General features: G+C 72.1%; 11 protein-coding genes. 3 read left to right on the top strand and 8 right to left on the bottom strand.

Going from position 1 to position 13,075, the window contains the following annotated elements; all coding sequences use genetic code 11:
• Window positions 1-87: 87 nt before the first annotated feature.
• The 3 genes from trpS to ACYSUO_RS20285 all read right to left on the bottom strand — a co-directional run bounded on the left by trpS (window position 88) and on the right by ACYSUO_RS20285 (window position 3,694).
• A complete protein-coding gene (gene trpS, locus ACYSUO_RS20275; protein WP_461777576.1) occupies window positions 88-1,158 on the bottom strand; it encodes a tryptophan--tRNA ligase in 1,071 nt (356 codons plus the stop codon).
• A 192-nt stretch (window positions 1,159-1,350) separates the two neighbouring features.
• Complete coding sequence (locus tag ACYSUO_RS20280; protein ID WP_461777578.1) at window positions 1,351-2,574, bottom strand: cytochrome P450; 1,224 nt, start codon at window positions 2,572-2,574, stop codon at window positions 1,351-1,353.
• Window positions 2,575-2,653: 79 nt separating this feature from the next.
• The gene (locus ACYSUO_RS20285; protein WP_461777579.1) at window positions 2,654-3,694 is read right to left on the bottom strand and encodes an NAD(P)-dependent alcohol dehydrogenase; all 1,041 of its coding nucleotides are present in this window, start codon (window positions 3,692-3,694) and stop codon (window positions 2,654-2,656) included.
• 328 nt (window positions 3,695-4,022) lie between these two features.
• Here ACYSUO_RS20285 and ACYSUO_RS20290 point away from each other — a divergent pair, with 328 nt between their 5' ends.
• Together ACYSUO_RS20290 and ACYSUO_RS20295 are read left to right on the top strand one after the other, a co-directional pair.
• The gene (locus tag ACYSUO_RS20290) at window positions 4,023-5,018 is read left to right on the top strand and encodes a Dyp-type peroxidase (RefSeq protein WP_461777580.1); all 996 of its coding nucleotides are present in this window, start codon (window positions 4,023-4,025) and stop codon (window positions 5,016-5,018) included.
• A 5-nt stretch (window positions 5,019-5,023) separates the two neighbouring features.
• Complete coding sequence (locus ACYSUO_RS20295; protein WP_461777581.1) at window positions 5,024-5,848, top strand: family 1 encapsulin nanocompartment shell protein; 825 nt, start codon at window positions 5,024-5,026, stop codon at window positions 5,846-5,848.
• A 16-nt stretch (window positions 5,849-5,864) separates the two neighbouring features.
• Here ACYSUO_RS20295 and ACYSUO_RS20300 read toward each other — a convergent pair whose 3' ends face one another.
• The 5 genes from ACYSUO_RS20300 to ACYSUO_RS20320 form a co-directional block, all read right to left on the bottom strand.
• Window positions 5,865-6,365 (bottom strand): FBP domain-containing protein, encoded by a 501-nt coding sequence (locus ACYSUO_RS20300; protein ID WP_461777582.1) that lies wholly within the window; start codon window positions 6,363-6,365, stop codon window positions 5,865-5,867.
• Window positions 6,366-6,421: 56 nt separating this feature from the next.
• A complete protein-coding gene (locus tag ACYSUO_RS20305) occupies window positions 6,422-7,300 on the bottom strand; it encodes a universal stress protein (RefSeq protein ID WP_461777583.1) in 879 nt (292 codons plus the stop codon).
• A 57-nt stretch (window positions 7,301-7,357) separates the two neighbouring features.
• Window positions 7,358-8,716 (bottom strand): polysaccharide deacetylase family protein, encoded by a 1,359-nt coding sequence (locus ACYSUO_RS20310; protein WP_461777584.1) that lies wholly within the window; start codon window positions 8,714-8,716, stop codon window positions 7,358-7,360.
• Between the two features lie 160 nt (window positions 8,717-8,876).
• A complete protein-coding gene (locus ACYSUO_RS20315; RefSeq protein WP_461777585.1) occupies window positions 8,877-10,262 on the bottom strand; it encodes an FAD-binding oxidoreductase in 1,386 nt (461 codons plus the stop codon).
• 141 nt (window positions 10,263-10,403) lie between these two features.
• Window positions 10,404-10,853, bottom strand: coding sequence for an ATP-binding protein (locus tag ACYSUO_RS20320; protein WP_461777586.1), 450 nt, complete (start codon window positions 10,851-10,853; stop codon window positions 10,404-10,406).
• A 166-nt stretch (window positions 10,854-11,019) separates the two neighbouring features.
• Between ACYSUO_RS20320 and ACYSUO_RS20325 the strand changes: the two genes are divergently transcribed.
• Window positions 11,020-12,987 (top strand): hypothetical protein, encoded by a 1,968-nt coding sequence (locus tag ACYSUO_RS20325; RefSeq protein ID WP_461777587.1) that lies wholly within the window; start codon window positions 11,020-11,022, stop codon window positions 12,985-12,987.
• The last annotated feature ends 88 nt before the right edge of the window (window positions 12,988-13,075 follow it).

Below are 13,075 nucleotides of genomic sequence, written 5' to 3' on the forward strand. Positions count from 1 at the left end.
CTTGAGCGTCTGTTCTCCTGCTGCCCGGGATCGGGCTGGGCATGCACGCCGCTCGAAGAATCGTCCCGGCAGCTTTTCAGGCCCTCGTCAGTAGTCGGCTTTCATGGCCGCCCGCACCTCCCTGAGCGTCGCGTCGGCGACCGCGCCCGCCCGCTCGTTCCCGGCCCGTAGCACGCCCCTGACCAGGCCGCGGTCCTGCGCGTAGCACGCGCGCCTGGCCCGGATCGGCGCGAGGTACTCGTTCACGGACTCGGTCACGCGCCTCTTGAGCGCGGCGCCGCCCCCGCCCCCGATCTCTTCCGCCACCACGTGCGGGTCGACGCCTTCGCACAGGGCCGCGAGCAGGACGAGCGAGGAGACCTCGGGGCGGGCCCCCGGGTCGTAGGTGATGTGGCGTTCGGCGTCGGTCTTGGCGCCGCGGATCAGCCGCGCGGTCTCGTCGGGTGTCGCGGACAGGGCGATGGCATTGCCGCGGGACTTGCTCATCTTGGTGCCGTCGGTGCCGAGCAGCAGCGACGCCGTGGACAGCAGGGCGTCGGGCTGCGGGAAGACCGGGGTGCCGTTGCCGTAGCGGTCGTTGAAGCGGCGGGCGACGGTGCGGGTGACCTCCAGGTGCGGCAGCTGGTCCTGGCCCACGGGGACGAGGTTCGCCTTGCAGAAGAGGATGTCGGCGGCCTGGTGCACGGGATAGGTGAACATCAGGCCGCTCACCGCGGACTGCCGGGAGTGGGCGATCTCGTCCTTGACGGTGGGGTTGCGGCTCAGCTCGGCGACCGAGACGAGGCTGAGGAACGGCAGCAGCAGCTGGTTCAGGGCCGGCAGGGCGCTGTGCGTGAAGATCGTGGAGCGCTCGGGGTCGATGCCGATGGCCAGGTGGTCGAGGACCAGCTCCTCGACGTGTTCGGTGAGGTTCTCGGCGATGTCGCGGTCGGTGAGGACCTGATAGTCGGCGATGAGAACGAAGGTCTCTACGCCGAGGTCCTGAAGCCGGACGCGGTTGTGCAGGGTGCCGAAGTAGTGCCCGAGGTGCAGGCGGCCGGTGGGCCGGTCCCCGGTGAGGATGCGGAACTGTCCGGGATCCTTGCGGATCAGCTGTTCCAGCTCGGCGCCGCGTTCCTGCGCGGCGGAGGTGCCGAGGGTGCCGGTGCTGCTGCTCATGGTGGTCTCTCCCCTGGGTCACGGGCGCCCTCGGGACGGCGTGACCTCCGGGTGGGAGGGCATGAAGAAAGGGCCGTCCTGGGACGGCCCTTGTACGTGCTTGTCTGCGCGGCCGCCTCTAAGTGAGGCGCCACCAGTTCAGGCACGAAGAACGATGCATGCGGCAATCGTACACCTGACGGTCCGTGCGGGTCAGGCGCTCACGGGCGTGAACCGCACCGGCAGCGCCTGGGGCCCGCGGGTGAAGACGCCCCGCTCGACCGGGTCGAAGCCGTCGGCGAGCCGCAGGTCCGGCATGGCGTCGAGGAGCTGGTTCACCCCGGTCTCCACCTCCGCCTTCGCGAGCAGCGCGCCGACGCAGAAGTGCCGGCCGAGCGCGAAGGCGAGGTGGTCGGCGGCGGCCGAGAACGCGGTCGTGGTGGTCAGGTCCTCGCGGAACAGGTCGAAGCGGTCCGGGTCCTTGTACCGGTTCTCGTCGCGGTTGGCGGCGCCGATGAGGCAGGTGACGGTGGCCCCGGCCGGGACGGTGCCGCCGGTGAGCTCCACGTCGACGGCGGACTGACGCATGATCATATGGACGGGCGGGGTGACGCGCAGCGTCTCGGCGAAGGCCCGCGCGATCAGGGACCGGTCCGCGCGCACGGCCGCCAGCTGCTCGGGGTTCGCGAGCAGGTTGGCGAAGATGCTGGCGATCGCCTTGTCGGTGGTCTCGCCGCCCGCGGCGAGCAGCAGGCTGCAGAACGCCTTGATGTCCTCGTCGCTCATCCGCACCCCGTCGACCTCGGCGGCGCACAGCGCCGAGAGCAGGTCGTCGCCGGGGTTCTCGCGGCGCTCCTGGATGACCGGGATCATGTACTCGGCGAACTCGACGCGGGTCCGCTCCCCCGCCGCGGCGACGTCCGGGTCGCCCGCCAGGTTGCCGAGGAAGTTGATGACGGCGGTGTACCAGCCGTGGAAGCGGGCGTGGTCGGCCTTGTCGAGGCCGAGCATGTCGGCGATGACGTTGACCGGCAGGCGGGTGGCGTAGTCGGCGACGAGGTCGGCGGAGCCGGTGTTCCTGAACTGGTCTATGAGTTCACGGGAGTTGCGCTCGATGACGGGCAGGAACTTGTCCTGCAGTTCGCTGCCCCGGAAGGCGGGCGCGACGAGCGCGCGGCGCACCGCGTGCTCCCGCCCGCTCATCTGCAGGATCGTCCTGCCGTGCACGGGTTCGAGCTGCCAGTCGTAATTGTCGGTGGTGAACGTCGCCTCTTTGTCCTTGAAGACGCGCTCCACATCGGCGTACCGCGACACGATCCAACTCTGCGTCGCCTCATGCCAGATGAGCGGGGCGGACTCGCGCATCGCGCGGTAGGCGGGATACGGGTTCGCGGCGAACTCGGGCGAGAGGATGTCGGGGACCTGCGCGGTGGACATGGGGCTCCCTGCGGGGGTGCAACGGGCGGGACGCGTCAGCCTATTGACCGTCCGTCAGCCCGTACACCCCCACTCCGTGTCAGCCGTTCGGGAGGATCACCGCACGCCCGTTGATCTTGCCGTCGTGCAGCAGCTCGTACGCCTTGGGGGCGTCGTCGAGCGAGAACGTCTCGGTGTGCACGGAGAGGGATCCGGCCCGCGCCAGGTCGAGGACCTCGATGAGCTCACCGCGGCTGCCCCAGTACGGGGCGGTGACGCTGACCTCGAAGTTGGTCTGGCCGAAACCGACGGGCAGGGTGCCGCCGCCGATGCCGACGATCGTGACGTCGCCCTCGATGGCGGCGATGGCGCCCGCGGTGTCGACGGTGGGCTGGACGCCGACGAAGTCGAACACGGCCTCGGCGCCGCGCCCGCCGGTCAGCTCCCTGACCTTTCCCGCGGCCTCCCCGTTGGACAGGATCGCCTCGTGCGCGCCGACGGTCTTGGCCAGCGCGAGCTTTTCCTCGGTCACGTCGAGGGCGACGACGCGGGCGGCGGTCATGGCGCGCAGCAGCTGGATGGCCACGTGACCGAGGCCGCCGGTGCCGATCACGACGGCGGTGGAGCCGGGCACCAGCTTGGGCAGGGAGCGCTTGATCGCGTGGTACGGCGTGAGGCCCGCGTCGGTGAGCGGCACGGTCGCAACGGGGTCGAGGCCGTTGATCGGCGCGAGGTGGCGCGGGTCGTCCACGATCATGTACTCGGCCATCGAGCCGGGGGCGCCGAGTCCGGGCGGGCGGATGCCGAGCTCGTCGGCGCGCAGGCAGTAGTTCTCCTTGCCCTGCGCGCAGTTGGCGCAGGTGCCGCAGCCCCACGGCCCGTAGACGGCGACGGAGTCGCCCTCCTCGATCCCGGTCACACCGGCACCGAGCGCGGCGACGGTGCCGACGCCCTCGTGCCCGAGGGTCAGCGGCAGCTCGTAGGGGAAGCCCTCGGCGGGCCAGCTCATCACGGCGATGTCGGAGTGGCACACACCGGCGGCGGTGACCTTCAGGAGGACCTGCCCGGGACCGGGCTCCGGATCGGGGACGGTGACGACCTCGGGCGGTGCCCCGATGGTCCGGTACTGAAGTGCCTTCATGGCTCGACTCCTTCGTCGCTCTCGCCGACCCCCGCACTCCCCACCGTAACTCGCTCACGTCCCAATGGGACACATGTCCCAGTGGGACATGTGTCACGGCACAAAAAAGGACCCCGACCGTACGGGGGAGAACGGTCGGGGCCTGGTTCAAAGTTTAACAGCATGCGGCCGGTGCCCGACGCCGGTCCGGCGGGGGCCGGAGGTGAGGTCGGACACATCAGTTCATCTGGCCTTTATAAGGTTCTTTTCGGGCGCGAGTGCCACGAGCCGCCGCAGCCCATATGGTGACAACAGCCAACTGACGCCCTCCCTCGCCATCGGAGCACTAGTGGCCGACCCCCAGCCCGTCCTCCTCACCCCGCCCGCGAAGGCCGCCGTCTTCCTGGTCGTCACGATCGCGCCGGGCGGCGAGCCCGCCGTCCGCGACACGCTCGAGGAGCTGTCGGGGCTGAGCCGCTCCGTCGGCTTCCGCGACCGCGACGCCGCCCTCGGCTGCATCGTCGGCATCGGCTCGACCGCCTGGGACCGCCTGTTCAGCGGCCCCAGGCCGCGCGAACTGCACCCGTTCCAGGCACTCGCGGGCCCCCGGCACCTGGCCCCCGCGACCCCCGGCGACCTCCTCTTCCATCTGCGCTCGCGGCGCATGGATCTCTGCTTCGAGCTGGCCCGCGTGATCATCGGCCGGCTCGGCTCCGCCGTCACCGTCGTCGACGAGGTGCACGGCTTCAAGTACTTCGACGACCGCGATCTGCTCGGCTTCGTGGACGGCAGCGAGAACCCGACCGGGCGGGCCGCCGCCGAATCCGTCTTCGTGGGCGACGAGGACCCGGACTTCAGCGCCGGCTCCTACGTCATCGTCCAGAAGTACGTGCACGACATGGCCGCCTGGGAAGCACTGCCCGCTTCGGAGCAGGAGAAGGTCATCGGCCGCACGAAGACCGCGAACATCGAACTGGACGACGACGTGAAGCCCGCCGACTCGCACGTCGCGCTGAACACCATCGTCGACGAGGACGGCACGGAACGGCAGATCCTGCGCGAGAACATGCCGTTCGGCAACGTCGGCCAGGGCGAGTTCGGCACGTACTTCATCGGCTACGCGCGCACCCCGGACGTCACCGAGCGGATGCTGCGCAACATGTTCCTCGGCGACCCACCCGGCACCCACGACCGGATCCTCGACTTCTCGACCGCGGTCACCGGATGCCTGTTCCACGTGCCGAGTGCCGACTTCCTCGACGACCTGCCCGAGCCGCCGACCGGCGCCGCCACCGCGGACCCCGCGCTCGGCTCCCTCGGCATCGGCAGCCTCAAAGGAGCCTGAAGACCATGAGTAGCGCCCCGAACCCCACCCCGAGCAACAATCTGCACCGCGAGCTCGCCCCGATCACGCCCGCCGCCTGGGCCGAGATCGAGGAGGAGGCGACGCGCACCTTCCAGCGCCATGTCGCGGGCCGCCGCGTCGTGGACGTCACAGGCCCAGACGGCGCCGACCTCTCGGCCGTCGGCACCGGGCACCTCTCCGAGATCGCGCCGCCCGCTCCGGGCGTGACGGCGCGCCTGCGCGGCGTGCAGCCGCTGGTCGAGCTGCGGGTGCCGTTCACGGTGAGCCGGCAGGCCGTGGACGACGTGGAGCGCGGCTCCAAGGACTCCGACTGGCAGCCCGTGAAGGACGCGGCGCGCGCCATGGCCTACGCGGAGGACCAGGCGATCTTCGACGGGTACACGGCGGCCGGCATCGAGGGGCTGCGCGAGCGCACCTCGAACCCGGTCCTGAGCCTGCCGGCCGAGGCCCGCGACTACCCGGACACGATCAGCCGGGCGCTCACCGCGCTGCGCCTCGCAGGCGTGGCGGGTCCGTACGCGCTGCTGCTCGGGGCCGACGCGTACACGGCGGTCAGCGAGACCTCCGACCACGGCTATCCGATCGCCAACCACCTCGGCCGGATCCTGGACGGCGAGCTGATCTGGGCGCCGGCGCTGAACGGGGCGTTCGTCCTGTCCAAGCGCGGCGGCGACTTCGAGCTGCGGCTCGGCCAGGATCTGGCGATCGGCTACAGCACGCACGACGCGCACAGCATCGAGCTGTACTTCCACCAGACCCTGACGTTCCTGCCGTACACGGACGAGGCCGTGGTCGCGCTCAAGGCCTGAACGCGCCCGGGAGTCGTCAGCCGGTGATCCGCGCGATGAACGCGTCGAGGTTGCCGAGGGCCCGGTCCACGCGCTCGTCCAGCGTGAGCGACTCCTCGTAGCGGCCCGCGCGCAGCTTCGGCTGCTTCTTGCCGCGCAGGTACAGGGAGCAGGCCAGGTCGGCGCAGACGTACAGGCCGACCGTGTTTCCGTCGCGGCCGCGGGCCCCGGCGAGCGGCGCGGCGAACAGGGACACGCCCGACGAGGCGTGTCCGGTCAGGCAGATCTGGCACAGGCTCGACTTCATGGCGCTGGTGCGCCCGCTCTGCGGCACGCGCAGGCTGATGCCGACCGGCCCGTCGTCCGTGGGGCGCACGAGGTGCGCGCGCAGCGGCGCGCCCGGGTCCACCCAGCCGAGGAAGTCCAGGTCGTGCCAGGGCAGCTCGGCGAAGTCGAGGGGCAGCCGCATACGGCTCGCCTCACCCTTGGTGCAGTTCACGAAGGACGAGCGGATCTGTTTGTCGCTGAGTGGTTCCACATCGTGGACCTTACAAAGCCGCTCGTCGATCATGCATCCGGATATTCGTGCCGCGGTCAGCCGGTGTGCGGGATCACCGCCACCGGGCACGGCGCGTGGTGCAGCACCGCGTGGGCGACCGAGCCGATGCGGGAGCCGATCGCGGTGCGGCGCGCACGGCGGCCGACGACGAGCAGCTGGGCCTCGGGCGCGACCGAGAGCAGCACCTGGCCCGCGCTGCCGATCTCGACGTGCTCCTTGACCGGCACATCCGGGAAGCGCTCGCGCCAGGGGTCGAGCGCTGCGCCGAGGGCCTTCTTCTCGTACGGTTCCATGCCGCCCGCCTCGTCGAGCAGGGCGAACGAGCTGGGGCTGTAGGAGAACACCGGCGGCAGGCTCCACGCGCGGACCGCCCGCACGGCCACACCTCGGGCCTGCGCGGTCGTGAAGGCGAACTCCATCGCGGCAGCGCTGTCCTCCGGTTCGCCCTCCTGGCCGACGATCACGTCGCGCCCGCTCGCCTCGGCCGGCGCCACGTCGTCCGCGCGGACGAGGACGACGGGCCGCTCGGCCTTGGCGATCACCTGCTGGCCGACCGAGCCGACGATGAAGCCGACGATCACGCCGTGCCCTCGCGAGCCGAGCACCAGGGCCTCGCCGTCCCGCGCGGCCGCCAGCAGGGACTCGGCGGCCCCGTCGCCGTCGAGCACGTCGGTGGTGACCGCGAGCCCGGGGTGGCGTTCGGCGATCTCCTGCTCGACGTCCGCGAGCAGATCGCCCGCCCACTGCGTGAGCGCGGACTCGTCCGCGGCGAGCACCAGGCTGTCGGGGGCGGGCTCGCCCACGTGCACCAGGCGCAGCGGAAGTCCGCGCCGCACCGCCTCACGCGCCGCCCAGGCTGCCGCCGCCGTGCTCTCGGGGGATCCGTCCACACCCGCGGTGATGGGCCGGGTCATCGCACCGCCTCCTCGTCTGTCCGGTCTGATCCGTCCGGTCTCGTCTGGTGAGCTGGTCTAGTGAGCTGTCTGTCCGGGAGCGCCCGTTTTACTCGTCGTACCGGTCCTGCTTGTCGTGTCGGGCGTCGCCGGGCTCTTCGACGGTCGCAGATACCGGTTCCAGCCGCCCGCCGGGCGCTCCCCCACCTGGAGGTCGCGCAGTTGCGCGAGGACGGCCGGGTCCTGCGCGTCGAGCCAGTCGACGAACTGCCGGAAGGACACGAGCCGGACGTCACCGCGCCCCGCCTTGTCGGCGATCCGCTTGAGCGCCTCCTCGACGGCGTCCATGTAGATGCAGCCGTTCCACTCCTCGAAGTGGTTGCCGATGAAGAACGGCGCCCGGTTGGTCTCGTACGCGCGCTGGAAGCCGGTGAGATACGCCTGCGTGGCCTGGGTGCGCCAGCCCGGATAGTTGTGCGCCGGGGCACGGGTGGAGTTCTTCGACTGGTTGGCGAGGATGTTGTAGTCCATCGAGAGGACCTCGAAGCTGTGGCCCGGGAACGGGATTCCCTGCAGCGGCAGGTCCCAGATGCCGTGGCGCTTCTCCGGCCAGCGCTGCAGCCCGCCGGGCGAGGAGGCGTCGTAACGCCAGCCGAGTTCGCGGGCCACGGGCAGCAGGTTCTCCTGGCCGAGCAGGCACGGCGTACGGCCGCCGATGAGTTCCTTGTCGTAGTCGAAGGGCAGGGCCGGCTCGTCGTGCCAACCGGTGTGGGTGCGCCAGGACTTGACGAAGGTGCGGGCCTGTTCGATCTCGCTGCGCCACTGCTGGGGGCTCCAGTTGGCGACGGAGCCCGCTCCGCCGCAGAAGTGCCCATTGAAGTGGGTGCCGATCTCGTGCCCGTCGAGCCACGCCTGGTGGACGGAGCGCAGGGTCTCCTTCACGTGCGGGTCGCTGAGGTAGCCGATGTCGGAGGCCCCGACGGGGTTGCCCGGCGGCTGGTAGCGGCGTTTCTGCGCCTCGGGCAGCAGATAGAGCCCGGACAGGAAGAAGGTCATGCGGGCGTCGTGCTGGCGGGCCAGTTCGAGGAAGCGGGGGAACAGACCGTTGCCGACCTCGCCCGCGCCGTCCCAGGAGAAGACGACGAACTGCGGCGGCGTCTGGCCGGGTTCCAGGACGGTGGGCGCGGCGGGCTGCTTCGGCTGCCGGCCCGTGTACGAGGTCGAGCCGTCGCCGATCAGCCGCGGCAGCGCCTTCTTCTTGGCGGGGCGCTCGGGATGGCGCGCGGGGCCTGCCGGGGGCGGGCTCCCCTTCTCGCCGCCGCTCGTCCCGCAACCGGCGAGCGCCCCTGCCGCGGCGCCGAGGCCGACGCCGAGACCCAGGCGCGCCATGCGTCTGCGGCTGATTCCACTGGACAGGCCGGATTCTTCGAACTCCATGGGCAACCCAATCCGCGCCCCGGGCGGGGGCGTTGTACGTCCCCCCACACGGACACCGACCCCCGCACCGTAAGGCGGATAAAAGGACAATTGCCTCATTTGGGACGGCGTGCCGCGGAACGGGCTGCCACGCGGTGGGCTGCCAGGAGTTGTCGGAGTCTCAGTCCTCGCCGACGACCTTGCCGGGGTTGAACAGGTCAAGCGGGTCCAGGGTCTCCTTCACGGCCCGCTGCAACGCGCAGACGGCGGGGCCCAGTTCGCTGCGCATGCCGCCGCGCTTGAGCAGGCCGACGCCGTGCTCGCCCGTGACCGTGCCGCCCGCCGCGATCGCGGCCTGAAGGAGTTCCTCGAAGGCGGCCTGCGCGGCGACGCGTTCCGCCTCGTCACCGGGCTCGGTGATCAGGAGCGGGTGCAGATTGCCGTCGCCCGCGTGCGCGATGGTCGCGATGCGCACGCCGTGCCTGCGACCGATCTTCTCGATGGTGGCGAGCATCTGCGGCACGGCGGAGCGCGGCACGCACAGGTCCTCGGTGAGCACCGGGCCGAGCCGCTCGAGCGCGGGATACGCGAGGCGCCGTACGTCGAACAGGGCCTCGGCCTCGACGGCGTCGGTGGACTGCTCGGCCCACAGCGCCCCCGCCTCCCGGAAGGCGTCGGCCACCGCGCTCGCCTCGGCCTCGCCCGCGTCACCGGGGGCGTCGATGCGGGCGAGCAGCATCGCCTCGGCGCCGGGCTCGATGCCCAGGTGCTTCCAGTTCTCCACGGCCTCCATGCAGGCGCGGTCGAGGAGTTCGAGGGCGGCGGGCGCGAGGCCCCGGCTCGTGACGAGGGCGACGGCGGCGCCCGCTGCCACGAGGCTGTCGAAGTTGCCGACCACGGTCCGGGGTTCGGCGGCCGGCGCGGGCCGCAGCTTCAGCGTGATCTCGGTGATGACGCCGAAAGTGCCCTCGGAGCCCACGAACAGGCTCGTCAGGTCGTAGCCCGCGACGCCCTTCGTGGTGCGCCGGCCGAGCCGGACCCGGCTGCCGTACTCCCCCGCGGGCCCGCCCATGACGACTTCCATGCCGAGGACGTAGTCGCGGGTGACGCCGTACTTGAGGCAGCACAGGCCGCCCGCGTTCGTGGAGACGTTGCCGCCGATCGTGGACCAGGGGGCGCTGGCCGGGTCCGGCGGGTACCACAGGCCGTGCTCAGCGACGGCGGCCTTGAGGTCGTTGTTGACGACTCCGGGCTGGACGACGGCGATCAGGTTCTCGGTGTCGATCTCGAGGATCCGGTTCATCTTCGACACGTCGAGCACGAGGCAGCCGTCGACGGCGTTGGCCCCGCCGGAGAGTCCCGTGCCCGCGCCCCGCGTGACGACCGGTATCCGCCGGGCCGCGCAGGCCCGCACCACGGACTCGACCTCCTCGGCGGACGTGGCGCGCACCGCGGCGAGCGGCCGGCCCATCGGCGCCCACTCGGCGTCGTCGTGGCCGAGGGACGCGAGGACGTCCGGGTCGGTGACGAGGGTGCTGTCCGGGAGCGCGGCGGCGAGTTCGCCCACCGTGCCCCTCGTGTCTGCGGTGTCGATGTCGTCCTCCTGAACAGATGGCCCTGACCGGCGCGTTCACGGGTCAGGGACACCATCATGGAACACCGCGTCGCGCCCCCACGGCGCGGGTCGCTCGGGAGGTTCCGGGGCCGTTCAGGAGGCGAGGGTCAGCACGGCGCGCACGCGTTTGCCGACCGGCACCTGCTCCACGGAGACGACGGCGAGCGCGTCGACGATCTCCAGGCCGTGCCCGCCCACGCGCGCCGGGTCCCGCGGGAAGCGCACCGGCACGGCGGCGCTGCTGTCGTAGACGGTGACGGCGACGTGCCGCGACGTGCCCTCGAGTTCCAGGACGTACGGGCCCGCGCTGTGCCGGTCCGCGTTCGTGATCAACTCGCTGACGACGAGCAGGACGTCCCCGGCCGTGCGCGAGTCGAGCTCGACGCACCACTCCTGGCGCAGCCGCGTCAGGAACATGTCGGCGAACCTGCGCGCGTCGGCCAGGCAACCCTCGTCACCCGCGTAGTGGGTCGCCTGCATCAGTGGCCCGACTGCCTCGTCGAAGCCCGTGGGGATCAGTGTCCCGTCCATGTACTCGGTCATTCGTGTCTCTTTCACGCCTGCAGGACTCCGCGATGGACACCCGCAGCCTGCTGATACCCCGCATGAGGCCGCGCAGTCCTGCCGGATTCAACGGGGTGACCGACTCCCCGGCTCGTCGTTTGAAGGACGACACCGTGTCCCTACGGACTTCCGGGAGAGGTCTGCCATGCCCCAGCTTCGTCGCGAAAGCATTATCCCCCGCTCACGGATAGCCACCGACCAGGCCGAGGCAGCTCTGCTCGAGGAGTACACCGGCCTCGTACGCCTGGCCTATCTGACGCTCCCCGCCGTCTTCACCCGCCACCGCCGGGTGCTGCTCGCCCACACCGCTGTCCAGCGCGCGCTGCCGGGACGCCCGGCCTCCGTACCCGGGCCCCGTGCCCCCGACGACGGCTCCGAGCCCGACACCGACACCGCCACCGACGCGCTGCGCGTACGCATTCTGCGGACCGCTCTGTCCTTCGCGCACCGGCCGACCGGCTGGCCCGCGGCCCTCCCGCCGCCCCGCATCCTGCTGCCCCGGCTCCCCGTGGTCTGGGGGCTGCGCCTGTTTCCGCGCTCCGGCGGCGCCGAGGAGCTCGCGCTGGTCCGTGCGCTCTCGGGCGCTTCGGCTCCGGCGCGCGCCGCGTTCGTACTCCGGCACATCGACTCCATGGACGCGGACCGGGCGACGGCGCTGCTGGCCGCGGCCGGGGTGGCGGATGCCGGGGCGGCCGTGCGGGAGTCCGTCGGTCTCGACGCCGAATCCGGGCCCGCCGCCGCGGCGTTGCTGCGCTCCCAGGAATTCGACGCGTGCTCCGTGCAGACGCGTCCCACGGATCTGCTGCGCCGCGCGCGGCGGACCCGCGCCGCCCTCGCGGTCGGGGCCGTGGCCGTCGTCGCGGCGGCCGCACTGTTCGCCCCCGATCCCGCCCCGCACCGGGAAGCGGCGGGCGGGGGCGCCCCGGTCCTGGCAGCACTCACCTCCGGTGACCTCACCCGCGCCGGGCGGGACACCTGGGCCGACACGTCACGAGTCGACTTCACGGCCTGGCCCGCGCGCGGCGACCGGACCGACGACACCGCCCTGCTGGACCGGGCGCTCGCCGCGTGGGCCGACCCCTCCGACGCCGTACGCGTCAGCCGGACCCCGGACACCGCGGCCGACCCACCGCCACGCGCCCCGCAACTGCTGTTCGCGGGCGACGTCGACGGCCGGACCGTGGTGCTCCTCAGCGACGGCGAACGGCTGGCCCGCTACACCGCGCCGGACGGCGACGGACCTGCCGGGCTCGCGCTGGCCCGGGTCGATGACGCCGACGTGACGACGGCCGCGGCCGTCGTCCTCACCCGCGACCACGATTCCGCCCGCTATCTGACGGCGCCGTGGATCACCGAGGCGACCACCCGCGATCTCCTGCGGCCCGACACTCAGGGACGGCCCCTGGACGTGTCGGACGACGGGGTGAGCGACGCCGTTCCGGTCGCGCTGGCGGACGGCTGCGCCCGCCGCCCCGTGCTCCAACTGCGCTCCTCGTCGCGCATCGTGGAGGACCACTCGTTCCTGCTCGCCGACCTCGGCGGTCTGTCGCCCGTGCACCTCACGTACACGCCGCTGCCGGGACACGGCACGCCTCCGCCCCGGCAGCCGCGCGAGGCCACCGGCAGCCAGGCGCTGGTCGCATGGGCGCGCACCGCCTGCCGGCTCCAGCCGTGGCGGGGCGGCGCCGTGCGCGCCGTGAACGCGTGGGACTTCGCCGAGCAGCGGTTGCCGAGGGACGCGGGCCGGGCGGTCTGGTCCTGCGTACGCGCCTCCACCTGGCGGGGCCCGGGCGATGTCGCCCTCCTGCTGCGCGCACCCGGCGCGGCCACCGAACCGGCGCAGCTGGTCGGCCGGGCCCGGGCCACGGCGGCGTGCAGCCGGTTCGGCCAGCACGTGGTCGCCCACACCCGGTGGAAGGCGCCGGACGGCCACTGGTACCTCCTGGCGGCGGGAAGCCGCGCGGTCACCCGGATCGAGGCGAGCGGTGCGGAGACCACGTCCCGCGAGGGCCGCACCCTGGCCGTGCGGGCACCCGAGCACGGCACCGTCCGGGTGGCGGCCCGTCTCGACACCGGGGAGCGGCTGAAAGAGGTGGCACCCGAGCGGCCCTGACCTTCGGACCCGACCCTTCGGAGCCGCTGCATCCACCCTCGCTGTTGATGCGGAAGTCGGTCATGGGGCGGAACGTGGTGGACAGGGG

This window comes from Streptomyces sp. UC4497, from assembly GCF_054871485.1.